Below are 26,116 nucleotides of genomic sequence, written 5' to 3'. Positions count from 1 at the left end.
TCTGAAAGTGATTGACACATCGGTCAGGAAAGGGTTGTAAAAGCAACCCTTTCTCCCTAATATCCTTTTACATTCAACACCATATGAGTATAATAGTGTGCAGGATGGGGTGAGGCTGGTGCTAAATGTTCTACTATTTCTACTCGCTAAACAAAAGAAAAAGCAATCGCTTGAAGAGATGGCGATCCAGATACAAAATGGTGATGAGCAATTATTGAACATGGTGCTCGAAGACTATAAGCCATTTATTAAAAAAACGGTATCATCGGTATGCAAACGATTCATTTATGAAAGTGACGATGAATTCAGCATCGGTCTGATTGCCTTTCATGACGCAATTTTAAAGTATAATCATCAACGAGGCTCTTCCATCATCAGTTTTTCTGAAGTGATCATCAAGCGGAAAGTAATCGATTATATCAGAAAGAATGGGAAGATCCAGGATATAAGCTTCGATTTTAGCTTATTTGAGAATGGGGAAGATTCTTCCGGTGTAACAATCGATCAGATTGTGTCCGTAGAGGAATTCGGAAAACAGGAGGAAGCCAGAAAACGACGGGAAGAGATCCTTTACTTTCAGGAACAACTGGCTCAATACAAGTTGTCCTTTCACGATCTGGTTGAACAGTCTCCCAAACATGAAGATGCAAGATTGAATGCCATAGAAATCGCCAAAAAGGTAGTGAGTTCACCAGAACTTTTAGATTATCTTACAGAAAAAAGACGATTACCGATAAAAAAATTAGAAAAACAGGTGAACGTCACCAGAAAAACAATCGAGAGAAATAGAAAATATATTATAGCCATTTCTCTCATTCTTATAGGGGATTATGTTTATTTACGGGATTATTTAAAAGGGCGGTTAGAGATATGAAAAAAGGGATCATTATGGAAATCAAACAGGATATCCTGGTGATGATGACACCAGAAGGAGAATTTCTTACAGGAAGAAAGCAGCCCGATCAACAGTATGCGATAGGCGAAGAAATTCCTTTCTTTCCTCTGAGCTCAAGAGCTGATAAACCAAACACGATTTCCAAGTGGAATTGGAGAGTGTCGACATCTTTGCTGACAGTTCTTGTCGTCATCATTGCCTTATTCTCAAGTTCTGTTCTGCAGAATAACCGGGCGTATGCCTATGTCTCGGTCGATATCAATCCCAGTATGGAATTAACATTAAATAAAGATCAACAGGTGTTGAATATCAAGCCATATAATGGTGATGCCGAGGTTCTCTTAAAGGAACTGAGAGACTGGAAAAATGAAGATGTGGGGGAAGTGACGGAGAAAATCTTCCTTTTAAGTGAGAGACTCGGGTATTTAAAGGGAACTCAAAATGTTTTCATTACTTCTTCCTTCATTGATGATTCCGACCCTAAACGGGAAACCGAATTGATGGACGAATTAAATGAGTTTGTGGAGGACTACGGTTCTGATCATTCTACGAACATCATCATGAAAGAAACATCCCGGGAATTCAGGAAAAAGGCATCTGAAAAAGGAATGACTGCAGGCTCACTGATTCGTGAAACAGAACAGAAGGGCTCCACTCGAACAACGGAGCCTGTAAAAAATGATTCAACAATAGAAGATAACGAAGTTCAAGAAAAAATGCTCAAACAAGAAAAAGAGAAGCAAAAGAAAGCGATCATTGATGAAAAAATCAAAGCTGAAAATCAAAAGGTGAATCCGCCAATAAAAGAGAAGAAACAACCTGCGGATAAGGCTGAAAAACCTCGAAAAAACCATGATCAGCGTCAAAAATCTCACCCCGAAAATAAAGGGGAGAGGGGAAAATCCGAGAAGTCACAAATGGAGAAATCCTCAAATGGTAACAATGGGAACCGAGGTAATGACAAACCTTATAGAGGGCATGATCATTCTACACGAAATGACCAAGGATACCATGAAAACAATGATAAGCGTAATGATCATCAAAATAATCGAAACGAAGAAAAGAAACAGAATCATGAAAACAGAAAAGAAAATAAAAAAGATTAACAGGATAGGAAAAGGCTCATTCATCTGAATGGGTCTTTGTTTTTGAAACCGAAAAAGGGTAGCTGGTACATGCCAGCTACCCGTATTCCAAGTTATTTAGTTTGTTGTCCAGTTAATTGAGATTGAGCTTGCTTCACAAGACGCTTCGTGATTTCTCCCCCAACTGATCCATTAGAGCGGGCAACTGTATCAGATCCAAGCGTCACGCCAAACTCCTGGGCGATTTCGTATTTCACTTGATCAAGGTACTGTTCAACACCAGGAACAAGCAATTTATTTGAACTTCTAGCCATATTCGTTTTCCTCCTTACTGGTATACTTGAAACAATGTATGTTTCAGTACCTATATTATTTGTCATATCATCATGAACATGAATGGTAATATTTCGCCGAAATTGTATTGTTTGCTTGAAAATGCTTTGAATCAAATACTTTTCGGTTTAGGGGGCTTACATTAAAGGAAGAATAAACATTAAAGAAATTAATCATTTTTCCTTTCATTCTTCGGTTTTATTCTTTAAGATAGAAAAGGAAATAACGTTGAAAGGGAAATACATACATGTGGTATAAGCTTAGATTGAATTTAAATAAATTAACTCCTGCACAAGTGATCGTAACGTATTACCTTTTGGCGGTGACGATTGCGACCATTCTGCTCAGTCTTCCCATTGCGCATAAATCCGGGGCAGAGTGGAGCTTTTTGGATGCGATCTTTACTGCCGTAAGTGCTGTAAGCGTTACGGGACTTACCGTTGTAAGTACGGTCGACACATTCAATACAACGGGAATTTTCATCTTAATGTTTGTTCTTCAATTCGGTGGGATTGGGATCATGACCCTCGGTACATTTTTCTGGTTGATCGTAGGGAAGAAGATCGGCTTGAAAGAACGCCGCCTCATCATGACGGATCAAAATCAGACAAGCCTGGCCGGACTTGTAAGTTTATTAAAGCAAATCTTATTACTGATCATCTTCATTGAAATCGTGGGGGCATTTATTTTAGGTGTCTATTTCTTAGGCTATTATCCCACGTGGCAGCAGGCTTTTATTCATGGACTATTTGCCTCTGTCAGTGCCACAACGAATGCGGGCTTCGATATCACGGGTCAGTCACTCATTCCTTATGCAAATGACTACTTTGTCCAGTTCATCACCATCATTTTATTGACACTCGGAGCCATTGGATTTCCCGTACTGATTGAGACGAAGGATTATCTAATGAGCAAGAAGAGAAACAAACACCACTTTTCTTTATATTCAAAGATTACGACCGTTACGTTCTTTGGATTAATGATATTCGGGACATTGGTCATCTTTCTCTTTGAATATAACCGCTTTTTTGATGGTATGGAGTGGCATGAGGCATTTTTCTATTCGTTTTTCCAGTCGGCTACAACAAGGAACGGCGGACTTGCCACCATGAATGTGGCCGAGTTTTCTATTCCCACCTTATTGGTCATGAGTGCCCTTATGTTCATCGGGGCTTCTCCAAGTTCGGTTGGTGGAGGGATCAGGACCACGACATTCGCCCTGAATATTTTATTTTTGTTCCATTTCGCAAAGGGAAATCAAACCATTAAGGTATTCAAAAGGGAAATTCACCATCAGGATGTCATTAAATCCCTGGTCGTGACGATGATGGCCATTTTTATCTGTTTCCTATCTGTCATCATCCTCACGTTCACAGAGGACCATTCCATTATGGAGATTGTCTTTGAAGTTGCTTCCGCGTTCGGAACGACGGGATTATCCATGGGAATCACCTCTGAGCTTTCCTCAATCGGAAAATGCGTCATCATCGTGCTGATGTTCATTGGTCGGGTGGGGATACTCTCCTTCCTCTTCATGATTGGCGGAAAAGAAAAGACAGCTAAATATCACTATCCAAAAGAACGGGTCATCATTGGGTAATGGACCTCTTTAAAAACGATGCTGCATGCAGCATCGTTTTTTTGTCCTTTTAAGGATGAAAGGGGTTCTATCATTTTAAGGCGGAATAGGGCACGTGAAAGTGGATCATAAGGAATAGGATGATGGGGATGGAGATGATCCATCCTAATACCGGGTTTTTGTGATGTACGATCAGTACGGTGAACATCATGAGATTAAAAAGAAGATCCCAACCGAAATGCCATCCATTGTGGTATGTCATCATCCCGATGAGATGGGAAAGGCCTTCTGTCAAACCATAGATACCTGTCCATAGCAAGATCCAACCAACCCTTCCCCATGAACCCGACGGAAGTCTCCCGATGAAAATGGCGATTGTGACTGTATATTGAATCGCCATTTTGCTCAATGAAATAATGGTGTGATTCAAATGAAGAGAGTCCCCAAAGGGTGTGACAGTACGGAACTCCCACATGGAGTAATCAAATAACAGAAATTGTGAAAGTAAATCTCCGATAATGAAAAATAATAAAGTGGGATAATAGCTGTAAAAATCCTTCCAATTGCCAAACTTCCACCCTAAAAAAGCATATGCCAGCAAAAAAATTAGTATCATGTCCTATCCTCATTCGCCATTTTTCCTTAGTTTCCGGAGTAAATGTTGAATTATTCAGTTGAGTGTATACCTATTTTTAGAAGAATGGAAAAGGGGGAGGAGGGGAAAATAAGGTCAAAGGAGATGAGATATAAATGAAACGAAAAGCACAGTATGATGCTGCTGAGAAAAATAATCAAACACCACTTAAGAATAAGCAGGAGACTGAATTTTCTGCTGAGTTCTCACAAGGTGAGGATGCGGCAAAAGGGAAGAATAGAAATTCAGCAAAAGGCAAAAAAGGGAGAGGCTGATGAAAGACAAAAAACAGTCTTTCCGTGAAGAATTCGGTCAGGAATTTGGAGATGTCAATGCAGCTAAAATAATGGAAGTAACACAAAAACAACCAAAAACAGAAGAAAAGAAGAAAAAATGTTAAGCGATTCGCTTAACATTTTTTCTTCTTTATCATTGAACAAGTTGACGGTCAAACTCGAATACGGTTGATTGGCCGGTTGAAGGTTCAAAGTAGGCAAGAACGTACTGATCCTGACCTTCTTTTGAACGGATCGTTTCAAGGAGTGTATGCTTATACAACTCTTTTTCATTTAATTTAAGACTGGCAAATGCATCGCCTGCAATGGTTGGCTGTGCTAAAAGACTTTGATAAATGGCAGATCTCTCTTCCTTCGTCAGCTCATGGGTCCACCATGGTTTTCTTGGTTTGTATTTTTGATTGTCTAAATAATCGAGCTTCATGAGACCTTCAATGACTGAGATGTGAAAGCTTGTTTCATTGGATAAAAACTCATGCAGTCGTTTGAACAGATCTTCCAACTGATGGCCGATCCTGGACCATCCGCGATTTTCCCAATAGGAACCAAACTGCTGGAAGAAATCAAATGGAGTGTCAAAGCATTCAGTGACCAGATACTCAATCGTTCGATCCATGCGGTGATCGTTCCAATATTTCTCCAACACGTCTTCCACCTGCTTGATCCGGACGATATCGTCGAATGACAATACGTTATTTCCCAAGATTTCATAAGGGGAATGATCCATATACGTATACTGATGATCATTTGCGCGAATTCTAAGGCCCGTCCCGCGCAGCATCTTAAGAAATCCTAATTGCAGCTCTTCAGGTCTCATTTCAAACACATCATTGAATGTCTTACGGAATGATTGGTAATCCTCTTCAGGAAGACCAGCGATCAAATCCAGATGCTGATCGATTTTTTTACCCTCTTTCACCATGGTGACGGTTCTCGTGAGCTTTTTATAGTTTTGTTTTCTCATGACCAGATCATTTGTTTCATCGTTGGTTGATTGAATGCCGATCTCAAATCGGAATAGGCCCCGTGGTGCATGTTCATTGAGGAATTCAATCACTTCGGGACGCATGATGTCTGCCGTGATTTCAAATTGAAAGACGGTACCCGGCAAGTGCTCGTCGATAAGGAATTGGAACATTTCCATTGCGTAGCTTCGGCTGATATTAAAGGTCCGATCCACAAACTTAATGGTCTTCGCCCCATGTTTCATCAGGAAGCGGATATCTTCTTTTACCTTTTCACGGTCAAAGTAGCGCACCCCCACTTCTATAGAAGAAAGACAGAATTGACAGCGGAAAGGGCATCCTCTGCTTGTCTCGATATAGGTCACCCTTTTGCCGAGCTCTTGCAGATCTTCCTTAAAACGGAATGGTGAAGGGACTTCTCTTAAATCAATTTTATTTTGTTGCGGTTTGATTACAGGCTTTCCGTCATCTAAATAAGCCACTCCATGTACCTTCGACCAATCTTTATCACCATCAAGCTGATCCAATAATTGTTTGAAGGATTCTTCTCCTTCGCCTATCACAATGAAATCCACGTCTTCAAGGCGCTCAAGCCAATATGGGACGTCATATGTCACTTCGGGACCTCCGAGGATGATCGTTACATCAGGCATGATTTTTCGAAGGATCTGAATGACTTTGATCGTTTCTTCAATATTCCAGATGTAGCAGCTGAATCCGATGATGTCCGGCTTTTTAGAGAATAAGTCGGTAACGATATTAAGGGTGGGATCCTTAATCGTGTACTCGGAGAGCTCAATTTCGTGTTGGGGTTCGGCATAGGCCTTTAGACAGCGAATAGCTAAATTCGTGTGAATGTATTTTGCATTTAACGTACTTAAGACGACTTTCTTCATTCATATTCTCCTTTATTCTAAGTCCGTTTGACTCTCAGTCATATGACTTTCAGTAACCAAATGATTATCTGTTGCAAGTTGTTCGTACAACGTAATAAACCAACCTGACTATCATTTTATCTAAGCTTGCGATAAAGCTCAATGTTTGTCTTAAATGAATTTAAATTTATTGTAACTATTAGAAGGAATTTTAGGAAAAGGTGCGAATAATATAAGGTAATATACGTTTTTTGAAAATTGTGTTGAATGATGAACCAGGTGATTCTCGATCAAAAGCGAATAGTTAATCATGAAAAAGGGACTGACCCGTGAATACAATGGGGTCAGCCCTTTCTAGTGAGGTTTATCTTGTTTTCATTTCCCTTTTGGAAAGCAGTTTCTGCAGCCTGGTTGATCTAAACTCGATGATAGGTTGTGTGATGCTGGTAAAGAATTTAGTTGAAAATATCATCGTCAGTACAAAGGATACCCCGAGTAACAGTAACAGACTGGTGTTAGGGTCAATTGTGTCCTTAAGATGGCTTTCACGGAATAACCGAATGAGAAAACCGTGGAGTAAGTAGACATAGAGAGTGTTTTTCCCCCACTTGGTGAAAAACTGTCTTTTTGTAGGAACAAATGTGAAAAAGCTGAAGATCATCACGACGTTTAATAAGTAAACAGCCGCCCTGACACCCATGCTGATGACGTTGTTCCATTCAAAATCTCCATATGGTTTGGAACCAAGGAGCCATTTATCTGAGAATTCAGGTATAAAATACATCCCTAAAAATACGATTACAAATAATGAACCTGCCACTAAACGGGCTTTACTCGTTTTAAAATATTCGAAGTGCTCCTTCTCCATGTAGTACCCCATCAGGAATATAGGAAAAAACACAAACGTTCGGGACAAGCTTAAATAATTTGAAATAACATCGGCGAATCCTACAAGCAGTCCAAGTGAAAAAGCCACTGTCAAGCCCATTCCAGGTTTGAATTTGAACCATTTGATGAATGCATATAGGAGAGCGTTCCAGCAGAAAAGGCTGATAAGGAACCACAGTGACCAGTGAGGATTAAGTGGATCCACCTCGAATGTTGATTTTTGATAAAGAAAATGATAGTACACCGTATAGATCAGTTGAAACACAATGTAGGGAAGTATCAACTTTTTAGCAAGTTTCTGGATATATCCCTTTTTATAGAATCCTTTCGCGAAGAACCCTGCCACAAGGATGAAGGCCGGCATGTGGAAGGTGTATATCGTTTTATACAATGAAAGGATAAAGGGATCGCTTTCAATATAGGATCTGATGACATGTCCAAATACCACTAAAAAGATCAAAATGAATTTGGCATTGTCGAAGTAATAGTCGCGCTGTTTCATATCTTCACCATCTTTTAGAAAAGTTTAATCCTAATTCATTCTTACCCTAGGATACAATGAGCAAAACATGATTTTCATTGTTAATTATCACCAGAAGTACGGGGAGCTATGCGGATTCTGTAATATTTAAGCCAATGGTCGTCTTTTAATATAGTAGGGGGATGAGGAAATGACTAATAGTAGTAATGTGAAGGAAGAGCAAAATAGGGATTTATGTCATCCCGTCGATAGGGAAATTTGCTCAGCTTCACCCATGCCGATGCTTGTGATCAATAAAGAGTTGAAAATCGTTTATGCCAACCCCGAAGCATATGAAACCCTGGAGTCAAATGATGAGAATATTGTAGGGAAGCTCTTCAGCTCATTTTTCTCTTCCGTGCCCGCGCCCATAGTGGCCCACTATAAAGAAGTAATGGAAACGGGAAAAACCTTGGAAGACGAAACCCTGATGAATGTAAATGAGAAGAAAATCATCCACGTCGAACTTTTGCTGAAAAAATCGACCATTTCACCTAATGCTTATTTATACTTTAAGGATGTAACGGAACTGAAGGAGAAAGAGCGCAAAGACCATTTAAATGTACACTTACTCTCGAACATCTTCCAGAATGCTTCAGAGGGGATCGTGCTATTCGATATTGATGGGAATATCAATGATGTGAATCATGCATTCAGTTTGCAAGTGGGTCTCGATAAGGATGAGATCACCAAAAGGAATATCAGTTCCTTCATTCCCGAAAATGCCCATTATAAGGTTGATAAAATCAAAGAATTGATTTCTCAAAATAAGAAAGCCCGTGGTGAAATTCCGATCAAGAAATCACAAAGTATTTCAATCGTGGAATTTACGACAAGTCCATACGTTCATCATAAACTTCACATGGCCATTCTCAGAGATGTAACGGAAAAAAGGCAGATGGAGATCCAGCTGAAGCGTAATGAGGAATTGTTCAAAGGGTTGTTTGAAGAAGCGATTGACGCCATTGTCCTATGGGATCAAGACGGAAGGGTCCTTAAAGCGAACTCTTCAGCATTGAAGATATTCGAGTGCACACTTTCCGAGCTCCTTTCCAAAAAAATCAGGGACTTCGTTTATCCCTTGGAAAGCCAGAAGTTTGATTTGGTCATGGAACAGTTATATAGAAGCGGGGCTGTAAGGGATGAGGTGTTGTTCCTCATGCCGAACAATCAGCTCAAACATCTGGAATTCACGTCCAAGCTTCATTCCGTTGATGGTTATAATATGACCATATTCCGTAATGTCAGTGAACGATATCAAATGGAGAAGGAACTGCGGGAGAGTGAGGAAAGGTTTCGGAAGATATTCGAAGGTTCATTGGACGGGCTGCTTCTGACCAATCACAATTATGTCGTCGTAGATGCGAATCCTGAAGTGAGTAACATCATTAAGTTGGATAAAGATCAGCTCATAGGTAAAGATGTACGCGAAATATTGAATATTGAGCCGGGTGAAGAAGCCTATGAGGATTATCTGCATCAATTGAAGGAGGAAGGTCAGGCAACGTTTTTACAAACGCTGACATCCTCCAGGGACAGGCTTCAATATGTTGAATTATCGTCAAAATACAATTTGCTCTCTAACCTGAACTTGACCATCATCCGTGACATCACCGATCAAATCGAAATGCAGGAACAACTGAGGAAATCTGACACATTAAGTGTGGTAGGGGAGCTTGCCGCAGGGATTGCCCATGAGATCAGAAACCCGATGACTGCACTTAAAGGATTCATCCAACTGCTTGAGAACAGCGTCGGCAAAGATCATGAAATGTATTTTAATGTGATCACTTCTGAATTCCAGCGTATTGAGTCAATCATCACGGAGTTTCTCGTGTTGGCCAAACCTCAGGCGATCCAATACCAGGAAACGAATTTAATCAGGATCATGAAGGATACGGTGGAATTACTGAGTGCACAGGCCGTCATGCATAATGTTCAGTATGAGGAAAGGTATCAGGAAGACCTTCCGACCATAGTAGCTGAACCCAACCAGTTAAAACAGGTTTTCATCAATGTCATTAAGAATGCGATTGAAGTCATGTCGGATGGAGGGGTGATTTCCATCAGCATCGGGGAGACTGAGGACGGGTTGATCCATATCGAGATTAAAGACCAGGGAGGCGGAATCTCAAAGGATAAAATCAAGAAGCTCGGCGAACCTTTTTATACAACAAAAGAAAGAGGGACTGGACTTGGACTTATGGTAAGCTTTAAGATTATTAAAGAACATAAAGGCAGCGTCCAAGTTGAAAGCATCGTTGGAGAAGGGACCGTTTTCCATATCTATCTGCCTAAATCATAAAGGAGTCCTGTAATATGAACATTCATACGATTGTAATCGACAGCCCCATTGGGAATTTGAAGCTTACGGCCGATCCCACTCAATTGCTTTCTGTACAGTTTGTTGAAGAAGAAGAGTGCATCGAAACGGATCATCCCATTTTGAATAGAGCAAAGGAACAGATACTGGAGTTTTTCAGGGGTGATAGAAGAACATTTGATCTTCCATTGAAAATAGAAGGAACCGTGTTTCAAAAGGAAGTATGGAATATTCTCAAGGAAATACCCTATGGTGAAACCTGGTCATATCAGGATGTAGCACAAGCCATTCAAAGACCGAAAGCGGTCCGGGCTGTGGGGCAGGCAAATAAAGCGAACCGTTTTCCCGTCATCATCCCTTGCCACCGTGTCATTGGGAAAAATAAGACACTCACCGGTTATGCAGGTAAGCAAATAGACAAGAAAGAAACGTTACTCTTATTAGAAAGATAATAGGAACAGGCATTTTCCATGTGGAGAATGCCTGTTTTTTATTTTGGGTTCACGAAACGATCATGCAGGGGGAAAATTCTGAAAATAACAGTTGCTCATTTTCTCTATTTAGATTATTATCTAATTAGATGATAATCTAAATAGATAGGAGGTGGAAGGGTGCAATTAAGCAAACAAATCGCGTTTCATAAAACGATGGGGGACGCGACCCGCATCAAGATCGTTTACTTATTGGCAGAAGAGAGTTTGCACGTAGGGGCCATAGCCGGAAAGCTCGGACTTACTGCGCCAACGATCTCCCATCATTTGACGAAACTGAAAGAGTGCAATCTTGTTTATTCGCGGAAAGAGAAAAACACGGTTTACTACCATTTGAATAAAAAAGTACTAAGTCATCACGGGGACGTTCTGCACAGGTTTGCTCAAGAAGAGAAAGGGGACAGGACAATGTCAGAGAAGTTAGTGAAAGAAAAACAGAAGGTGAAGAACAATTTTCTGGAGAAAAATGGACGCATCAAAAGTATTCCCGCCCAACAAAAGAAAAAACTATTCATTCTTGAACACCTCGTGGAAGGTCTGAAGGTGGGGGAAAAGTATAAGGAAAAAGAGCTGAATGAGTACATCCTGCAATTCCATGAAGATTTCGCCACCTTGAGGAGAGAGTTCATCATCCATCAGTTCATGTATCGGGAAAACGGCATTTATGAGGTGAATCCAAAGGAAATGTGGGCATCTACAAAACTATCAGAATAAAAGAGGAAAGAGAAGGATGGTCATCCTTCTCTTTCAACATAATTATGCCAGGTTTATAGTCTGTTGAATGCTTTCTTGAAAATGAGGATACAGCACACCCTTTTCAGTGATGATGCCGGAAATCAATTCATGAGAAGTCACATCAAAAGCGGGATTATAAACATGGACGTGTTCGGGTGCGATCATAGTGCCACCCATCGTCGTGATTTCGTCTGGTCCTCTTTCTTCAATCGGGATATCATCACCGGTTCTTGAGGAGAGGTCGAATGTCGAAGAAGGGGCAGCCACGTAGAATGGTATATGGTAATGGTGGCATAGGATTGCAAGCATGGAGGTTCCGATTTTGTTTGCGGTATCCCCATTGGCAGAAATTCGGTCGGCTCCTACGATCACGGCTTCCACACCCTTTTCCTTTATTGTATGAGCGGCCATGCTGTCAGTAATGAGGGTCACGTCGACACCGGATTGCTGAAGCTCCCAGGCAGTGAGTCGTGCGCCCTGAAGGACGGGGCGTGTTTCACAGGCGAATACTTGAAACCCTATTCCCCTTTCCCTGCCTAAGTGAAAGGGAGCAAGTGCCGTTCCATATTTACTCGTGGCAATGGATCCCGCATTACAGATGGTCATGATCCTCCTCTTGTCATCCAATACATCCAATGCGTATTCACCGATCATCCTGCATACTTCTTCATCCTCCGTATGGATCTGGATGGCTGAATGAAGCAGATTGGTCTTGGCTTCATTAACGGATTGTGCATGGGCCAGAACTTGTTCCAACCGATTCAATGCCCAGACCAGGTTGACTGCTGTCGGTCTTGAATCGGCTAGGTAATCTTTATCCCTCCTGAATAGGTGAGTGAATTCTGTTAGATTGTCTGTTTCATAATGGGAAGCAGCATGTGCCAATCCATAGGCGGCTGTGATCCCTATTGCCGGTGCACCTCTCACTTTGAGAGAGACGATGGCGTTGTAATAGTCTGTAATGTTCGTTAGCGTCAAATATTCCACAGTGTTCGGCAGCTTTTGTTGATTAAGAATCAGTAAATGATCTTCATGCCACTCGAGTGAAGTTGGAATGGTCGGTGTATGTGTCATGAGTATCTCCTTTAATTATTCAGAATATGACCGTACTAAAGTCAGAAGCTCTTCAATGGAAAGAATGTGTTTCCGATTTACAATCAGCTTTTTTCCAAGGTTAAGGCATGCCCGCTTGGCCTTTAATCTTTGTTCTTTATCTTCGATGCTCTCGAGGTCATCCACATGTGCAAGACCGATCGTCCTTCTTATGCACTCGCATCCTGCAAACCCGATGCTGTCCTGAAAACTCTTCTCCAATACATACTCAAGGTACCCATTCACCTTCGTATAGGCGTCACCACTTTCCTTCCAATGTTTGGAGAACGTAGCTGAGAAGACGTTCCAAGTATTTTCGATATGGTGTAGGATGGGTTCCTTTTCACCTGGACTCGCAATCACTTGGAAAATAAGGTTTGCAATAAACTGACCGATATCGAAACCGATCGGCCCATAAAAAGCAAATTCCGGGTCAATGACTTTTGTGTGTTGGTCATCCACAAAGATACTGCCCGTGTGGAGGTCTCCATGAAGCAGGGCTTCCCCTTCGGTAAGGAAACTCTTTTTAAGCTTCGCCACCTCGAGCTTTACAGTGAAATCATCCCATAATTGCTGCACATCCCCGGATAATTCCTCCTCAAACTCATTTGTTTCACTGTTGAAGAAAGGATCCGTGAATACCAGGTCCTCTGTGATTTTGCATAGCTCAGGATTGGAAAATTCCTTCACATACTCCTTTTTCCTAAATGGATGAAGGGCATAATCAGATGTGAAATACAGTGTATTTGCAAGAAATGTACCAATGTCATCTGATAACCGGGGGTACTTATTCCCATTGATCAGGCCGGCACGTGCGATGGTGAGGCTGCTTAAATCCTCCATCACCGTGACGGCAAGGGATGGATCAGAATGATACACTTCCGGTACGAGATCGCCTACAAATGATCGCTGAAGGTTTAAGGCACCCGCTTCAATCCTTGCCCGTTCGATGGTAAGTGGCCAGCTTTCACCTACAACCTTTGCATAGGGGAGGGCTTGCTTGATGATGATTCCTTTACCTGAATCCCTTTCAACGACATGAAAAACGAGATTAAGGTTTCCATCTCCGATTTCTTCACAAGTTAAAAGTGAACCGTCTTCAAAGATTCCTACATTCACTGCCATAGAGATGGCCGACTGTTCCGTCAGTGGTTGATACGTATTGAGCTTAGTGATTGCCATTTTCGTTCCTCCTTTTAGTGCACCCTTCTAAAAGAAAAGGTGTTAGGGAGGCTTTTCCGCGGCATAAGAAAAGCCTCTTTCCATGTTCGAAAGAGGCTTGAAGAGTCATCTTCTTCGCCTCTTATCTCCCAGAAAGATGATCTTTCTGTTGGAATTAGCACCGTGCCTTACTGGATTGATCATCCGGCGCATACAGCGCCCCGTTTTACAACGGTATTATGGTCGGTTGCTGGGCTTCATAGGGCCAAATCCCTCAGCCAGCTCTTGATAAGAGTTGCGTATATCTTATTTAATTAAAATTCTGAATGTTCATTTGAATTGAATGGTACCATTGAAGTATTTTCCATGTCAACGGTTTTTTAATATTTTCTAATAAAAATTTGGTCTCCGGTCTTGAAAGATCGGAATTTGTTTACGGACCTTTTCCACTTCCTGCAAATTGATTTCAGCAGCGACCAACTGTTCACTTTGGGTTCCTTTGGCAAGGATTTCCCCCCACGGATCGATGATAAGGGAGGAGCCGCCAAATTCATTGTCTGGGTCACTCCCCACACGGTTGCATGCAATCACAAAGCATTGATTTTCAATCGCACGTGCCCTTAAGAGGGTCTGCCAGTGATCTATTCTTGCAGCCGGCCATTCAGCCACCACAAAGACAATCTTCGCTCCCATCATCACATGTTTCCTGAACCATTCAGGGAAACGGATATCGTAACAAATGAGTCCTGCCATCATCGTATCATCAAGAGAGAACGACCCGTCTTCCTGTCCAGGAAGTAAATAATGATGTTCATTCATTAGTTTGAATAAGTGAAGCTTTGAATACCGTTTCACCAACGCCCCATTAGCATCCGCCACCAAAAGTGTATTTCTTACCCCGTCATTTGATTTATTGGCAACAGAACCACCAACGATATGAATGGAATATTTTTTTGAAAGGGAAGTCAGGAAGGAGGAAGAGTCTTCGGCTTCTTTATCTGCGATTTCATCTATCCGTGTAAGATCATAACCTGTCGTCCACAGCTCTGGAAGGACGACGGTACCGCATCCCTCTTCCTTTGCTTTTTTGACCCACTGTTCCACTTTCAACTTGTTTTCTTCAGGATTCCCAAACATAATATCCATCTGGGCGAGACCAACCTTTTGAATCATTACCATCACCTCGTTATGTACTTTTTGTCATTTATTCCTTTACATTCTTTATGTTCCGTTATATCATTTGTGACTAGAATTTGAAAGTAATTAATTTTCAAAAAAATGAGTGGGTGAATGGATGAAACACTTTGAAAAAGCAAAACGATTGGAATCATTACCGGAACAATTTTTCGCTTCCCTTGCAGGAACTGTGAATGCGGTTGTGAATGAGGGGCATGATGTCATTAATTTGGGGCAGGGAAATCCGGATCAGCCGACCCCCCCACATATTGTGGAAAAATTAACAGAAGCGGCTCAATCCTCTTCTAATCATAAATATCCTCCGTTTCGCGGTTTATCGAGCTTTAAAGAGGCGATTGCAGCTTTCTATTTGCGGGAATACGGAGTAGAAGTAGATCCCGAAACCGAAGTAGCGGTTCTCTTCGGAGGAAAAGCAGGATTAGTGGAGATTCCTCAATGTTTATTGAACCCCGGGGATGGGGTATTTGTCCCGGATCCCGGTTATCCGGACTATGTATCGGGGGTCGCATTGGCAGAAGCCAGTATGATCAAGATGCCGTTGAAAGAGGAAAATGGGTTTCTCCCGGATTATCGTGTCCATTCCCGTGAAGAATGGGAAAGGGCGAAATTAATGTTCCTTAACTACCCCAATAATCCAACGGGTGCAACCGCAACAATATCCTTTTTCGAGGATACTGTGGAACTTGCGTCAAAGCATGACATTTGTGTGGTGCATGACTTTGCTTATGGGGCGATCGGTTTCGATGGACAGAAGCCTGTGAGCTTTCTTGAGACGGATGGTGCCAAGGATGTCGGGATTGAGATATATACATTATCGAAGACCTATAATATGGCAGGCTGGAGAGTCGGTTTTGCCGTTGGGAATAAAAGTGTCATTGAAGCGATCAATCTCCTCCAGGATCACCTTTACGTAAGCCTGTTCGGAGCGGTTCAAGAAGCAGCCACTACGGCTTTATTGAGTTCCCAGGATTGCGTAACCGAACTGGTTGCCACATATGAAGAACGGAGACATCTCCTGATCTCGGGTCTACAGGGAATTGGGTGGGATGTAAAAGCTCCTCAAGGTTCTTTCTTTGCCTGGCTAAAGGTGCCGGAAGGATTCACATCTGTTGAGTTCTCAACCTATTTACTTGAAAAAGTCAAAGTGGCCGTTGCTCCAGGTGTAGGATTTGGCGAATATGGAGAAGGGTATGTACGGGTCGGTCTTTTAACGACAAATGAACGGATAAAAGAGGCGATTTCCCGTATAGAAAGTTTAGAATTATTTCACAAAAGGGATTGACATATGTTGAAATTGGTGCAATAATCCAACTGAATTAATATAATGAAATTCTTATCAAGAGCAGGCGGAGGGACCAGCCCGATGAAGCCCGGCAACCGACTTATTTAAGCACGGTGCTAATTCTTGCAGCTTTACAGCTGACAGATAAGAAGAGTGCCGAATGTAAACCTCTTCTTATCTGGAAGAGGTTTTTTTGTTTGGATGATATCAAGACACGGAAAAAGTGCTTTTACATAGGGAGGTAATACGGATGGGTGAAGTGATCGCAACATATCGAATTAAGGGAAAGAGTGGTTCCTTCGAGAAAAAGGCAGAAGGGATTGCTTTGGGACTCACGGTCGGATCATGGACGGACCTGCCGCTGCTGGAGCAGGAACAATTGAGAAAATACAAGGGAAGAGTCGTTTCAGTGGAAGAGAAGGAGGAAGGTCCATGGGGTGAGGTGAAGATAGGGTATCCCGGTCATAATTATTCCAATGATATCCCGGCTATCCTTACAACGGTATTCGGCAAGCTTTCTCTCGATGGTGAAGTGAAATTACTGGATCTGGAGTTCTCAGAAGACTTAAAAAAGTCATTTCCCGGTCCGCGTTTTGGGATAGAGGGCATCAGGCAATTAACAGGGGTTCATGGTCGACCGCTGTTAATGAGCATATTCAAAGGGGTGATTGGCAGGGATCTCACTTTCCTTGAAAATCAGTTAAGAGCTCAGGCCCTCGGCGGAGTCAATGTCGTAAAAGATGATGAAATATTATTTGATAATTCCTTGACTCCATTTTTTGAAAGAGTGAGATTAGGAAAAAAAGTGTTGCACGACGTCTTTGAAGAAACGGGTAGTAGAACCTTGTATGCCGTAAATCTGACAGGGAAAACCTCACAGTTACGGGACAAGGCAAGAAAAGCCAGGGAGCTTGGGGCAGACGCTCTTTTATTCAATGTATTTTCATACGGTCTCGATGTTCTGCAGGAATTGAGAGAGGACCCTGCGATTTCATTGCCGATCATGGCTCATCCTGCCTTTGCCGGGGCTGTTGCAGCATCTCCAGTATATGGGGTGAGCTACTCTTTATGGTTGGGTAAATTATTGAGAATGGCCGGAGCTGACTTTTCACTATTTCCATCTCCGTATGGAAGTGTGGCACTAGAGAAGGGCAACGTCCTATCCATAAGCCATGAATTAACGAAGCATGACGACCATTTGAAGAGAACCTTGCCAGTTCCATCAGCAGGCATACACCCGGCACTTGTACCACTTTTGGTAAAAGATTTCGGGACAGATTGTGTCATTAATGCCGGAGGAGGCATTCACGGTCACCCGGACGGTGCAAGTGGGGGAGGAAGGGCATTCCGTCAAGCGATCGATGCTGTTTTAAACGGAAGGTCACTCCAGGAAGCAGCCGAAACCCATGAAGAACTGAAGAAAGCCCTGTCCCTATGGGGAGGGGAGGTAAAGGTGTAATGAGTCATCCAGTGATATTCTGTGATTTCGATGGGACGATCACAGAAACAGATAATATCATTTCTTTGATGAAAGCCTTTGCCCCACCAGAATGGGAGCCTATAAAAGAGGACATTTTAAACCAGTCGGTCTCGATTAAAGAAGGGGTAAGCAAGTTGTTCTCCTTCATTCCTTCTTCACAGAAAGACGAGATGATCCAGTATTTGATGGAAACAGCGGTTATACGTGAAGGGTTCAAGGAATTCGTGGACTATACAAAAGTCAATGAGATTCCCCTGTATATCGTGAGTGGGGGAATAGACTTCTTTGTTCACCCGTTACTGAAAGAATTCGGGCCTTTTAAGGCTGTATATTGTAACGAAGCGATCTTTAATGATTCGACCATAACCATTCATTGGCCGTATCCATGTGACGTGCACTGTGAAAACAAAGGTTGTGGATGCTGTAAGCCTTCCATCCTGAGGGCATTATCCCTGGAAAATCATGAGGTGATTGTAATAGGGGACTCTGTTACAGACATCGAGATGGCGAAGCTTGGCGATACAGTACTCGCAAGGGACTATCTGGCACGTACGTGTGAAGAAAAGGGAATCCCGTACCATCCTTTTGAAACATTTCACGATTGCATAAATGTGATAGAAAAAGGAGTGACAATATGAAGTCGTATCAAGCCGAATGGGAAGAGCTCGCTGATATCAAAAGAGAATTGGCAGACAGGGACTGGTTTATGGGAACCAGTGGGAATCTGGCGATACGTGTGGGATCATCGCCTGTATCATTCCTGGTTACGGCAAGTGGAAAGGATAAGCGAAAGCACACGAAAGAGGACTTCCTCCTTGTGAATGCACAAGGTGAGGCCTTGGAGGAAACCCAACTGCGTCCCTCAGCCGAAACCCTTCTCCACAGTCACATATTCAATGGGAGTTCAGCGGGATGCAGCTTACATGTCCATACTGTTGCCAACAATGTGATCAGTGAACTGTATGGGGATGAAGGTGTCATCACATTCAGAAACCAGGAACTGATTAAAGCCTGGGACAAATGGGATGAACATGACTCCATCTCGATTCCCATCATCCATAATCATGCGCATATTCCAACCTTGGCGGATTCCTTCCTCCCATACATTAAAGAAGATAAAGGGGCCGTACTTATTCGCAATCATGGAATTACCGTTTGGGGACGTACAGGGTTTGAAGCTAAGAAACTATTGGAAGCGTGTGAGTTTCTGTTCCAGTACCACCTTACATTATTATCATTAACAACCACAAAATCTATTTCCAAGGGAGGAGTCAAATTATGACAACGATACACATTCAGGGGAAAAATCAGATCATAGAGCACCAGGAAGAGGTAGTAAATTATTTAAATGACCAAGGGGTTATCTACGAACATTGGAACATGGATAAACTGGACGAATCATTAAGGGACCGATACGCTTTAACCGATGAGGATAAAGAGGCCATTCTCTCCACCTTTAAAGAGGAGATTGAAGATATCTCAGCCCGCAGGGGGTATCAGGCAAGGGATGTGATTTCCCTTTCCGAAAGCACACCAAATCTTGAAGAGCTATTAAAGAATTTCCAACAGGAGCATCATCATACGGATGATGAGGTACGATTTATAGTGAATGGACATGGCGTTTTCGTCATTCAAGGAAAGGACGGGGATTTCTTTGAGGTGCATCTGAATCCGGGTGACTTAATTTCCGTTCCTGAAAACATCCGCCACTATTTTACTTTAAGCGATGATAAGCAGGTGGTAGCCGTCCGCATTTTTGTCACCCAGGAAGGCTGGGTACCAATCTATTAATCATCCATCAGGATAGACAAAGAGTCGCTTCTTTTGTCTATCTTTTTTTTGCACGTTTGGCGAAAAATGTCTAATTCAGCAATAATACTAGTTATTTTGTCTTGTTTTGCGAATCTATTTACTTTTCTGATAATACTTGCGATAATGCTCAAGTAATGATTTTACTATAAAAAGACTAGGAGATAAAAAAGGAGTTTAGTAGAAATGGGTCGTTTATTAAAACAGAAGTGGCTATTATTGAAAATCAACCACAAGCGCTCGGAAATGGTATCAATGGGAGTGAATTTAGGATTATGTGCTGAGGAGACAATCAAATGCAGCCAGCAATTGGATCAGCTGTTGAACGACTATGAAAAGTGCACAAATAATGGTGGATCAGAGCCAGTGCACGAATCATCAAGCGAATTAGGGCAATACATTAAGAGTTTATTGAAACGCACTGCTTCTTGACCACTCACCAGGAATTCCCTCATCATTCAGACATATGAGAGAAAGAATCTCCGTACAATTCCACATTCACATCATACGAACAAAACTAATTTGTCGTTTTTTCAAAGGTAAAGGACGGTTCGCCGATAGCGGGCCGTCCTTTGCTTTTTCCTTCTGCAAAAAGACTCTGACAGTTGACAATGAGCAGATATATTTGTATAATATTTTGAAACTGAGATATATTCTTTAAAGGAATGAATGCCATGACCGAAAAACAAGATACAAAACAGTCGTTGAAACTTTTCATTGTCCTCTCCAGAGCTTTTAAAGCTTTAAATGAAGAGATAAATAAGAACATTCAAGAAAATGGTCTGAACCCGACAGAATTTGCCGTGTTGGAGCTTTTGTATCATAAGGGAGACCAGCCTTTGCAACAAATTGGAGGAAAGATCCTGCTAGCTTCAGGCAGCATCACGTATGTTGTCGATAAGCTTGAAAAAAAGGGATATCTTAAACGTGTTGCCTGTCCCAAGGATCGTCGGGTGACTTACGCCCAGATTACTGAAAATGGCAAAGCGTTGATCGATGATATTTTCCCGAACCATGAGAACCGGATACACGAATTGATGTCTGCGCTGTCTACCGACGAGAAGGAAGAAACCATTCAAATGCTGAAAAAGCTTGGACTATCCATTAAAGATCTGTCCTACTAGGCCACATCAATCTGCCCTGTCTATTATAGACGGGGCTTTTTATTTTTGGGAGATTATATTGAATTTGATCCCTATATCAACAGGAGATTCCGGCTATGAAGTCGAATACCTATAATCGGGATGAATTTAAGAGGAGGCACAAAGTATGAAGTTTGAAGAATATACATATGAAAGACCAAATCTGGAAGAGATTAAGCCGGCATTCGAAAAGGTGCTTCAGAAGTTTAAAGCAGCTTCAAATGTTACGGAACAGATGGAAGCGATCAAGGAAATCAATGAAATCCGACTTACCATCGACACTATGCAGAATATTTGCTATATCAGGCACTCCATCGATACAAATGATAGCTTTTACAAAGAAGAGCAGGAGTATATTGATGACATGATGCCTGAGGTTTCCGGCATGGTGACAGAATATTATCAGGAACTGGTGAATTCCCCCTATCGTAAGGAATTGGAAGATAAGTGGGGAACACAGTTATTTTCTCTGGCAGAGAGTGAAATCAAGACGTTCTCCCCCGAAATTATCACTCTGCTTCAAAAAGAAAATAAGCTGTCTTCCCAATATACGAAACTGATGGCTTCTGCCAAGATCCCGTTTGAAGGCGAAGAGAGAACATTGGCCCAAATGGGTCCCTTTACACAATCCGTGAATCGCGGGACAAGGAAAGAGGCAGCGTTTGCCACCGTTTCTTTCTTTGAAGAAAATCAGGAAGAATTAGATCGTTTATTCGATGAGTTAGTAAAAGTCCGTCATACCATAGCGACTACTTTAGGTTATAAGAACTTTGTTGAGTTAGGGTATTATCGCATGACGAGAACGGATTATACACCTGATATGGTAAAAACGTTCCGTGATCAGGTGAAGGAGCATATCGTCCCTCTATCCACCGAGCTGAAAGAAAGACAGGGGAAGCGGATTGGGATCGACTCCATGAAGTTTTATGATGAAGGATTCAAATTCACATCAGGCAATGCATCCCCTAAAGGAGACCCTCAGTGGATCATTGACAATGGTAAGAAAATGTATGAAGAGTTATCACCTGAGACAAAGGAATTTTTTGATTTCATGATCGAACGCAACCTCATGGATTTAGAGGCGAAGAAGGGGAAAGCGGGAGGAGGATATTGCACATATATTGCTGGGCATGAAGCGCCATATATCTTCTCGAATTTCAATGGGACGTCTGGCGATATCGATGTATTGACACATGAAGCGGGCCACGCCTTCCAAGTATATTCAAGCCGTGGATTCGATATCCCGGAATACATTTGGCCAACCTACGAAGCGTGTGAGATCCATTCCATGAGCATGGAATTCTTCACTTGGCCATGGATGAATTATTTCTTTAAAGAAGATACGGATAAGTATCAATTCTCTCATTTGAGTGAGGCGCTTCAGTTCCTCCCTTACGGTGTAGCGGTTGATGAATTCCAACATTTTGTGTATGAGAATCCTGAAGCCACACCTGCTGAACGGAACGCAGCGTGGAGAAAGATCGAGAAAGAGTATCTCCCGCACAAAGACTATGATGGAGTGTCGTATTTGGAAAATGGAGGGTTCTGGCAGAGGCAGTCCCATATTTACAATTCACCATTCTACTATATCGATTATACGTTAGCTCAGATCTGTGCTTTTCAATTTTGGAAGAAAATGAATGAGGATCGTGAAGGGGCCTGGAGTGACTATGTCGCCCTTTGTAAACTGGGAGGAAGCCGTTCATTCACAGCACTCGTGGAAGCGGCCCATCTGGACTCTCCATTCCAGGAGGGAACGGTCGAAAAAGTAATCGAACCAATCAGACAGTGGTTAAATGGAATCGACGATACAACCCTATAAATGAAACTGGGCAGCCGCATTTTATGCGGTTGCTTTTTTTGTTTAATCAAAGAATTATGTTCTTTTGCTTCTGATTTCCCATGCTTGTACATAAGGTGAAGTAGAAGGTGTCAGAGGTGATGGGATGAAAAGGATGGCTGGATCGTTTCAGATTGCAGCAGTATATGTAGGAACTGTCATAGGAGCCGGATTTGCCACTGGAAGGGAAATTGTCGAGTTTTTCACCCGGTTTGGTTTCGTCGGGTTTATTGCCATATTACTAAGTGGATATTTATTTATTACGATGGGAACCAAGATCATGCTTAAATCCCATGATATTAAAGCGAAGTCATTCGAGGAATTCAATGAATATTTATTTGGCAAATGGTTTTCAAAGGTCATGAATATCGTCATGATGATCATGCTCATCGGAGTATCAGCCGTCATGCTTTCAGGGGCAGGGGCCGTTTTTCAGGAGCAGCTCCTATTATCCAAGCAGTTAGGCATTCTGTTGACCATCGCATTGGGTTTTTTAACGATGATGGTAGGGATGAAGGGCTTATTTGCTGTGAATACGTTTGTCGTTCCTCTTATGATTGTCTTCAATCTGTTCCTGATGGTGTATTCTGTTCGCCATGCGGATTTTATGGAAGCATTCCTCATGATCCCTCATGCGGAAGATGGATGGAAATCGGTCGTGGCCCCATTTTCATATGTTGCCTTCAATCTCGCCATGGCACAGGCTGTTCTCGTTCCTGTTGCAGGAGAAGTGAAAGATCGGGAAACCATTAAATATGGGGGATATCTTGGCGGATTTTTTCTTACACTCATTTTGATCTCCAGTCATATCACGCTGGTCATGATCCCGAATGTAACCGAGTATCAGATTCCCATGGCCGTGGTGATGAAGTCATTCGTATCAGGCTTCTACTTTATTTATATCCTCATTATTTATGGTGAGATTTTCACTTCTGTCATCGGTGGCGTATTCGGGCTGGAAAAACAGCTCGGAAGCTATTGGAAAGGCTCATCTTTATGGACTTTTACCGGGATTTTCCTGATGATTTATTCTTTGAGCTTCTTTGAGTACAGTGAACTCCTGTCCTACTTGTATCCTCTATTTGGCTATATGAGTTTGATATTCATTATCCTTCTCTGGATGAAACCAAATAAATAATGTTCAAAAAGAGTAAAAAATGGTTCTGCTGCTCATGTTAATAGAGAGTAAATCAAAAGGAGTGACAAACATGACACAGTCCAAACATGAAAAAGAAAGACAGTGGAATGTAAGAAAAGAGGAGCAGCATCCTCACGGAAAAGTTTCTTCATTCAAGGAGCTCTCAGAAGGAAAGAAAGAAAAGCAATAAAAGGAAAACGGATGCTAAGTGGCATCCGTTTTTTCATTTGGTTATAAGTCTTTTTTATGATGATAAGAGTCATCGGTTTTGTATTGCTCGGGGAAGTATTTATTTCTGACTTCATCCTTGTCCCAATCGTCTATGCCACAAGCTGCTGCGAGTTCGTCCAAATGTCTCATGATGTACTGCATATCAAGGTCCTGAAGGCTGTCATAGTCGATGCCTTCAAGTATATAATTTTTGAATGTCCAGACCAGCCGCTGTGTTTCACTGCTGTTATTTTCACCAATCATTCTCAGGGAACGGAGGATTTCTGCAATGATGGATACGTCTTGTTTACCGTAATGCCTTAATTGATAAAAGCTTTTGTATAAATAATCGACAAAGGTCGGCTGTTCTAAAATGATACGCAGCTGGTTTTCGTCATCTGTCAAATAAGAGCTTGGAAGCTTATGTTTAGCGAGCTTTGACAGGATGATCCCGATTTCTTCAATGCAGTTCTTGGCTGTATTAGGGTCATTGATGGCTGGTGAAATGGCCCTTAAGGCTATTTCTACAAGCTTCCGGATGCCGAGTTCAATGTCTTCCATGGGCTCTTTATCTGGACCCAATACCAGATAACCCAGGTAGTCTTCTGCGTCAATGTCTTCATTCGTTGTCCAAATCGTCATCACGGGGGTCCCCTCAAGTAAGTATTCGCCGGGTGTCTTCACCATCCGTACAATACTCTTGTCCTTTTTGGCCTTTTTAATCATCCCTTCGATATCAATCTGTTGCAGATATCCGGATTCTTCACTGAACACATTGGTCGGCTCCGTTTCCTTAAAGAAGGAGTCATTGAATGTGGATGGTTCCTCTTGAATGGCATTTCTTCTATATAGGTAGCTATTATCAATTTTTTTATTTGTTTTAATGGTGATGTTATGGATTAAATTACTTACCTTCACCCAGTTGGAAACATGGTGGACGAAATAAACGAAGACAAATAAACAAATAACGGCCACTATGCCGGCAAAAGTCGAGGAAATATATAATTCCTGACCTGATTCATCCTGGAGGAGGACCAGCAGGGTTATACAGTAGACCACACCGGATACGAAGATGGCAAGCACCCGCTGAGTCGGGCGGTCATTGATGAAATTCTGTAAGGTCCTCGGTGAATACTGGGATAGAAAAGTCGTGAGGACAACCATGATTGTTGAAAAGGTAATGGTCGTCATCGTCATGATGGATGACGCGATCGTACTGATGATGGTCATGGATAAGTTGAAATTAGAGAACAAAACCTTTGGAAATATGGGATAGTTATGCTGACTTAACCACCAATCAAAATAAAAGGTGAGAAGAGAAAGAATTAATGAGATCAGCGAGAATAAAAATGGCACAAACCAAAAGCTTTTTTGCGCTTTATTCAATATATGTATATTCAGGTTCATAACAGGGTTCCACCTTACGAGACAGTATGCTATCAGAATAACCCCAAAGCTGCCGCCGTAAACCTTTCTATGTTGGTACTACATCAAAAAAGGAGGAGGGTGTCCTCCCCCTTATAAGAAATATATATTAAGGATTATGCCTCTACAATCTTATAGTTTTTATGATTCACCACCGTCTTTTCTTCTAATTCAAGGTCTCGATAATTCTTCATATAAGTTAAATCGACGATTACTGAATTTTCATTCACTTTCTCAACGATTCCTTTTAATCCTTCTCTAAATTCAATGACATTCCCGATTTCTGCTTTTTTCATCAAAAGCCGCTCCTTTTTGGCAAAATTCTACAAACAATTACTAATATTTTGACGCAAAGTCATGAAAAGGTAAAGAGTTTTCTAAAAATTGCATATAAAATTTATCTCTTGAGCTCAGTAGCCTTTTGAAACTACAATAGAAACAGTGAAGATGGAGGTAGTGTATATGAGTGAAACAGAAATTCTTGAACAGCTGCAATCATTGCGTACAAGAGAAGTAGAGGAAATAATGGTATTGAAGGAAGATTTTCTTGCTTTCCGATCTGTGCTGGTAAAACAGGAAGACTTCAAACAGTTCCGTGGGATAGCTAAACAAGGTGGGAATATCCTCTTTCAATACCTTGATACACCGAGAAGTTAACCGAAGTGGAGGGAATCATCCTCTGCTTTTTTTGTTTGTATATGAGCATCAGAGTCTTGTTGTC

28 protein-coding genes and 2 riboswitches are annotated in these 26,116 nt (G+C 41.8%); of the genes, 19 read left to right on the top strand and 9 right to left on the bottom strand.

Features of this window, described 5'->3' with window-relative positions:
• Positions 1-178 precede the first annotated feature (178 nt).
• Positions 179-874, top strand: coding sequence for an RNA polymerase sigma-I factor (gene sigI, locus N5C46_RS06180; protein ID WP_261752291.1), 696 nt, complete (start codon positions 179-181; stop codon positions 872-874).
• The gene (locus N5C46_RS06175; RefSeq protein WP_261751328.1) at positions 871-2,001 is read left to right on the top strand and encodes an anti-sigma factor domain-containing protein; all 1,131 of its coding nucleotides are present in this window, start codon (positions 871-873) and stop codon (positions 1,999-2,001) included. Before sigI ends, N5C46_RS06175 begins: the two co-directional genes overlap by 4 nt.
• A gap of 92 nt (positions 2,002-2,093) precedes the next feature.
• On the opposite strand, the gene N5C46_RS06170 is transcribed toward N5C46_RS06175, so the two are convergent.
• Positions 2,094-2,294: an alpha/beta-type small acid-soluble spore protein gene (locus N5C46_RS06170; protein WP_034763616.1), complete on the bottom strand. Its 201-nt coding sequence runs from the start codon at positions 2,292-2,294 to the stop codon at positions 2,094-2,096.
• 266 nt (positions 2,295-2,560) lie between these two features.
• Here N5C46_RS06170 and N5C46_RS06165 point away from each other — a divergent pair, with 266 nt between their 5' ends.
• Positions 2,561-3,913, top strand: coding sequence for a TrkH family potassium uptake protein (locus N5C46_RS06165; protein WP_261751327.1), 1,353 nt, complete (start codon positions 2,561-2,563; stop codon positions 3,911-3,913).
• A gap of 70 nt (positions 3,914-3,983) precedes the next feature.
• On the opposite strand, the gene N5C46_RS06160 is transcribed toward N5C46_RS06165, so the two are convergent.
• Entirely contained in the window at positions 3,984-4,508 is a 525-nt protein-coding gene (locus N5C46_RS06160; RefSeq protein ID WP_261751326.1) for a hypothetical protein, read from the bottom strand.
• Positions 4,509-4,642: 134 nt separating this feature from the next.
• Here N5C46_RS06160 and N5C46_RS06155 point away from each other — a divergent pair, with 134 nt between their 5' ends.
• Both N5C46_RS06155 and N5C46_RS06150 read left to right on the top strand, forming a co-directional pair.
• Positions 4,643-4,801, top strand: coding sequence for a hypothetical protein (locus N5C46_RS06155; RefSeq protein WP_261751325.1), 159 nt, complete (start codon positions 4,643-4,645; stop codon positions 4,799-4,801).
• On the top strand, positions 4,801-4,926 hold the full coding sequence (locus N5C46_RS06150) for a hypothetical protein (RefSeq protein WP_261751324.1): 126 nt from the start codon (positions 4,801-4,803) through the stop codon (positions 4,924-4,926). Before N5C46_RS06155 ends, N5C46_RS06150 begins: the two co-directional genes overlap by 1 nt.
• A gap of 29 nt (positions 4,927-4,955) precedes the next feature.
• Here the strand turns inward: N5C46_RS06150 and N5C46_RS06145 are convergent, their stop codons facing one another.
• Positions 4,956-6,683, bottom strand: coding sequence for a B12-binding domain-containing radical SAM protein (locus N5C46_RS06145; RefSeq protein ID WP_261751323.1), 1,728 nt, complete (start codon positions 6,681-6,683; stop codon positions 4,956-4,958).
• 343 nt (positions 6,684-7,026) lie between these two features.
• Positions 7,027-8,052 carry an acyltransferase family protein gene (locus N5C46_RS06140; protein WP_261751322.1) on the bottom strand — a complete coding sequence of 342 codons (1,026 nt, stop codon included), beginning with the start codon at positions 8,050-8,052 and terminating at the stop codon, positions 7,027-7,029.
• 169 nt (positions 8,053-8,221) lie between these two features.
• Between N5C46_RS06140 and N5C46_RS06135 the strand changes: the two genes are divergently transcribed.
• From N5C46_RS06135 to N5C46_RS06125, 3 genes are all read left to right on the top strand, one after another.
• Positions 8,222-10,375 (top strand): PAS domain S-box protein, encoded by a 2,154-nt coding sequence (locus N5C46_RS06135; RefSeq protein ID WP_261751321.1) that lies wholly within the window; start codon positions 8,222-8,224, stop codon positions 10,373-10,375.
• A 14-nt stretch (positions 10,376-10,389) separates the two neighbouring features.
• Positions 10,390-10,845: a methylated-DNA--[protein]-cysteine S-methyltransferase gene (locus tag N5C46_RS06130; protein WP_261751320.1), complete on the top strand. Its 456-nt coding sequence runs from the start codon at positions 10,390-10,392 to the stop codon at positions 10,843-10,845.
• Positions 10,846-11,004: 159 nt separating this feature from the next.
• Complete coding sequence (locus tag N5C46_RS06125; protein WP_261751319.1) at positions 11,005-11,598, top strand: DUF2087 domain-containing protein; 594 nt, start codon at positions 11,005-11,007, stop codon at positions 11,596-11,598.
• Positions 11,599-11,640: 42 nt separating this feature from the next.
• On the opposite strand, the gene mtnA is transcribed toward N5C46_RS06125, so the two are convergent.
• The 3 genes from mtnA to N5C46_RS06110 all read right to left on the bottom strand — a co-directional run bounded on the left by mtnA (position 11,641) and on the right by N5C46_RS06110 (position 15,045).
• Positions 11,641-12,693, bottom strand: coding sequence for an S-methyl-5-thioribose-1-phosphate isomerase (gene mtnA, locus N5C46_RS06120; protein ID WP_261751318.1), 1,053 nt, complete (start codon positions 12,691-12,693; stop codon positions 11,641-11,643).
• Between the two features lie 15 nt (positions 12,694-12,708).
• Positions 12,709-13,893: an S-methyl-5-thioribose kinase gene (gene mtnK / locus N5C46_RS06115; RefSeq protein ID WP_261751317.1), complete on the bottom strand. Its 1,185-nt coding sequence runs from the start codon at positions 13,891-13,893 to the stop codon at positions 12,709-12,711.
• 118 nt (positions 13,894-14,011) lie between these two features.
• Positions 14,012-14,167, bottom strand: a riboswitch (SAM riboswitch).
• A 95-nt stretch (positions 14,168-14,262) separates the two neighbouring features.
• Positions 14,263-15,045, bottom strand: a complete 783-nt coding sequence (locus N5C46_RS06110) for a carbon-nitrogen family hydrolase (protein ID WP_261751316.1) — start codon at positions 15,043-15,045, stop codon at positions 14,263-14,265.
• Positions 15,046-15,166: 121 nt separating this feature from the next.
• Between N5C46_RS06110 and N5C46_RS06105 the strand changes: the two genes are divergently transcribed.
• The 10 genes from N5C46_RS06105 to N5C46_RS06060 all read left to right on the top strand — a co-directional run bounded on the left by N5C46_RS06105 (position 15,167) and on the right by N5C46_RS06060 (position 23,950).
• A complete protein-coding gene (locus N5C46_RS06105; RefSeq protein ID WP_261751315.1) occupies positions 15,167-16,351 on the top strand; it encodes a pyridoxal phosphate-dependent aminotransferase in 1,185 nt (394 codons plus the stop codon).
• A 48-nt stretch (positions 16,352-16,399) separates the two neighbouring features.
• Positions 16,400-16,502, top strand: a riboswitch (SAM riboswitch).
• A gap of 99 nt (positions 16,503-16,601) precedes the next feature.
• Complete coding sequence (locus N5C46_RS06100) at positions 16,602-17,810, top strand: 2,3-diketo-5-methylthiopentyl-1-phosphate enolase (RefSeq protein ID WP_261751314.1); 1,209 nt, start codon at positions 16,602-16,604, stop codon at positions 17,808-17,810.
• A complete protein-coding gene (locus N5C46_RS06095) occupies positions 17,810-18,469 on the top strand; it encodes a 2-hydroxy-3-keto-5-methylthiopentenyl-1-phosphate phosphatase (RefSeq protein ID WP_261751313.1) in 660 nt (219 codons plus the stop codon). Before N5C46_RS06100 ends, N5C46_RS06095 begins: the two co-directional genes overlap by 1 nt.
• Complete coding sequence (locus N5C46_RS06090; RefSeq protein ID WP_261751312.1) at positions 18,466-19,113, top strand: methylthioribulose 1-phosphate dehydratase; 648 nt, start codon at positions 18,466-18,468, stop codon at positions 19,111-19,113. The genes N5C46_RS06095 and N5C46_RS06090 overlap by 4 nt, the downstream gene beginning before the upstream one ends.
• Positions 19,110-19,622 (top strand): 1,2-dihydroxy-3-keto-5-methylthiopentene dioxygenase, encoded by a 513-nt coding sequence (locus N5C46_RS06085; protein WP_261751311.1) that lies wholly within the window; start codon positions 19,110-19,112, stop codon positions 19,620-19,622. Before N5C46_RS06090 ends, N5C46_RS06085 begins: the two co-directional genes overlap by 4 nt.
• Before the next feature lie 204 nt (positions 19,623-19,826).
• On the top strand, positions 19,827-20,072 hold the full coding sequence (locus N5C46_RS06080) for an aspartyl-phosphate phosphatase Spo0E family protein (RefSeq protein ID WP_261751310.1): 246 nt from the start codon (positions 19,827-19,829) through the stop codon (positions 20,070-20,072).
• Positions 20,073-20,305: 233 nt separating this feature from the next.
• A complete protein-coding gene (locus N5C46_RS06075) occupies positions 20,306-20,764 on the top strand; it encodes a MarR family winged helix-turn-helix transcriptional regulator (protein ID WP_420720439.1) in 459 nt (152 codons plus the stop codon).
• Between the two features lie 145 nt (positions 20,765-20,909).
• The gene (locus N5C46_RS06070; protein WP_261751308.1) at positions 20,910-22,604 is read left to right on the top strand and encodes a M3 family oligoendopeptidase; all 1,695 of its coding nucleotides are present in this window, start codon (positions 20,910-20,912) and stop codon (positions 22,602-22,604) included.
• Between the two features lie 124 nt (positions 22,605-22,728).
• Positions 22,729-23,760, top strand: a complete 1,032-nt coding sequence (locus N5C46_RS06065; RefSeq protein WP_261751307.1) for a YkvI family membrane protein — start codon at positions 22,729-22,731, stop codon at positions 23,758-23,760.
• Positions 23,761-23,830: 70 nt separating this feature from the next.
• Positions 23,831-23,950: a DUF6254 family protein gene (locus N5C46_RS06060; RefSeq protein ID WP_219169248.1), complete on the top strand. Its 120-nt coding sequence runs from the start codon at positions 23,831-23,833 to the stop codon at positions 23,948-23,950.
• A 41-nt stretch (positions 23,951-23,991) separates the two neighbouring features.
• Here the strand turns inward: N5C46_RS06060 and N5C46_RS06055 are convergent, their stop codons facing one another.
• Together N5C46_RS06055 and N5C46_RS06050 are read right to left on the bottom strand one after the other, a co-directional pair.
• Positions 23,992-25,377: a DUF2254 domain-containing protein gene (locus N5C46_RS06055; RefSeq protein ID WP_261751306.1), complete on the bottom strand. Its 1,386-nt coding sequence runs from the start codon at positions 25,375-25,377 to the stop codon at positions 23,992-23,994.
• Positions 25,378-25,511: 134 nt separating this feature from the next.
• Complete coding sequence (locus tag N5C46_RS06050) at positions 25,512-25,691, bottom strand: YkvS family protein (protein ID WP_044337597.1); 180 nt, start codon at positions 25,689-25,691, stop codon at positions 25,512-25,514.
• Between the two features lie 166 nt (positions 25,692-25,857).
• Between N5C46_RS06050 and N5C46_RS06045 the strand changes: the two genes are divergently transcribed.
• Positions 25,858-26,052: a hypothetical protein gene (locus N5C46_RS06045; RefSeq protein WP_034756172.1), complete on the top strand. Its 195-nt coding sequence runs from the start codon at positions 25,858-25,860 to the stop codon at positions 26,050-26,052.
• Positions 26,053-26,116 lie beyond the last annotated feature (64 nt).

The sequence above is a fragment of the Rossellomorea vietnamensis genome (assembly GCF_025398035.1).
In the GTDB taxonomy this organism is placed as follows: Bacteria; Bacillota; Bacilli; order Bacillales; family Bacillaceae_B; genus Rossellomorea; species Rossellomorea vietnamensis_B.
This window is presented reverse-complemented; position numbering and strand designations above follow the sequence as displayed.

Coding starts and splice junctions, on each gene's coding strand:
- N5C46_RS06080 (WP_261751310.1), top strand. CDS start 19,827: ATGGGTCGTTTATTAAAACAGAAGTGGCTATTATTGAAAATCAACCAC.
- sigI (WP_261752291.1), top strand. CDS start 179: ATGGCGATCCAGATACAAAATGGTGATGAGCAATTATTGAACATGGTG.
- N5C46_RS06075 (WP_420720439.1), top strand. CDS start 20,306: ATGAATGCCATGACCGAAAAACAAGATACAAAACAGTCGTTGAAACTT.
- N5C46_RS06170 (WP_034763616.1), bottom strand. CDS start 2,294: ATGGCTAGAAGTTCAAATAAATTGCTTGTTCCTGGTGTTGAACAGTAC.
- N5C46_RS06150 (WP_261751324.1), top strand. CDS start 4,801: ATGAAAGACAAAAAACAGTCTTTCCGTGAAGAATTCGGTCAGGAATTT.
- N5C46_RS06105 (WP_261751315.1), top strand. CDS start 15,167: ATGAAACACTTTGAAAAAGCAAAACGATTGGAATCATTACCGGAACAA.
- N5C46_RS06090 (WP_261751312.1), top strand. CDS start 18,466: ATGAAGTCGTATCAAGCCGAATGGGAAGAGCTCGCTGATATCAAAAGA.
- N5C46_RS06065 (WP_261751307.1), top strand. CDS start 22,729: ATGAAAAGGATGGCTGGATCGTTTCAGATTGCAGCAGTATATGTAGGA.
- N5C46_RS06160 (WP_261751326.1), bottom strand. CDS start 4,508: ATGATACTAATTTTTTTGCTGGCATATGCTTTTTTAGGGTGGAAGTTT.
- mtnK (WP_261751317.1), bottom strand. CDS start 13,893: ATGGCAATCACTAAGCTCAATACGTATCAACCACTGACGGAACAGTCG.
- N5C46_RS06055 (WP_261751306.1), bottom strand. CDS start 25,377: ATGAACCTGAATATACATATATTGAATAAAGCGCAAAAAAGCTTTTGG.
- N5C46_RS06050 (WP_044337597.1), bottom strand. CDS start 25,691: ATGAAAAAAGCAGAAATCGGGAATGTCATTGAATTTAGAGAAGGATTA.
- N5C46_RS06085 (WP_261751311.1), top strand. CDS start 19,110: ATGACAACGATACACATTCAGGGGAAAAATCAGATCATAGAGCACCAG.
- mtnA (WP_261751318.1), bottom strand. CDS start 12,693: ATGACACATACACCGACCATTCCAACTTCACTCGAGTGGCATGAAGAT.
- N5C46_RS06130 (WP_261751320.1), top strand. CDS start 10,390: ATGAACATTCATACGATTGTAATCGACAGCCCCATTGGGAATTTGAAG.
- N5C46_RS06045 (WP_034756172.1), top strand. CDS start 25,858: ATGAGTGAAACAGAAATTCTTGAACAGCTGCAATCATTGCGTACAAGA.
- N5C46_RS06095 (WP_261751313.1), top strand. CDS start 17,810: ATGAGTCATCCAGTGATATTCTGTGATTTCGATGGGACGATCACAGAA.
- N5C46_RS06145 (WP_261751323.1), bottom strand. CDS start 6,683: ATGAAGAAAGTCGTCTTAAGTACGTTAAATGCAAAATACATTCACACG.
- N5C46_RS06155 (WP_261751325.1), top strand. CDS start 4,643: ATGAAACGAAAAGCACAGTATGATGCTGCTGAGAAAAATAATCAAACA.
- N5C46_RS06100 (WP_261751314.1), top strand. CDS start 16,602: ATGGGTGAAGTGATCGCAACATATCGAATTAAGGGAAAGAGTGGTTCC.
- N5C46_RS06070 (WP_261751308.1), top strand. CDS start 20,910: ATGAAGTTTGAAGAATATACATATGAAAGACCAAATCTGGAAGAGATT.
- N5C46_RS06165 (WP_261751327.1), top strand. CDS start 2,561: ATGTGGTATAAGCTTAGATTGAATTTAAATAAATTAACTCCTGCACAA.
- N5C46_RS06140 (WP_261751322.1), bottom strand. CDS start 8,052: ATGAAACAGCGCGACTATTACTTCGACAATGCCAAATTCATTTTGATC.
- N5C46_RS06175 (WP_261751328.1), top strand. CDS start 871: ATGAAAAAAGGGATCATTATGGAAATCAAACAGGATATCCTGGTGATG.
- N5C46_RS06135 (WP_261751321.1), top strand. CDS start 8,222: ATGACTAATAGTAGTAATGTGAAGGAAGAGCAAAATAGGGATTTATGT.
- N5C46_RS06060 (WP_219169248.1), top strand. CDS start 23,831: ATGACACAGTCCAAACATGAAAAAGAAAGACAGTGGAATGTAAGAAAA.
- N5C46_RS06110 (WP_261751316.1), bottom strand. CDS start 15,045: ATGATTCAAAAGGTTGGTCTCGCCCAGATGGATATTATGTTTGGGAAT.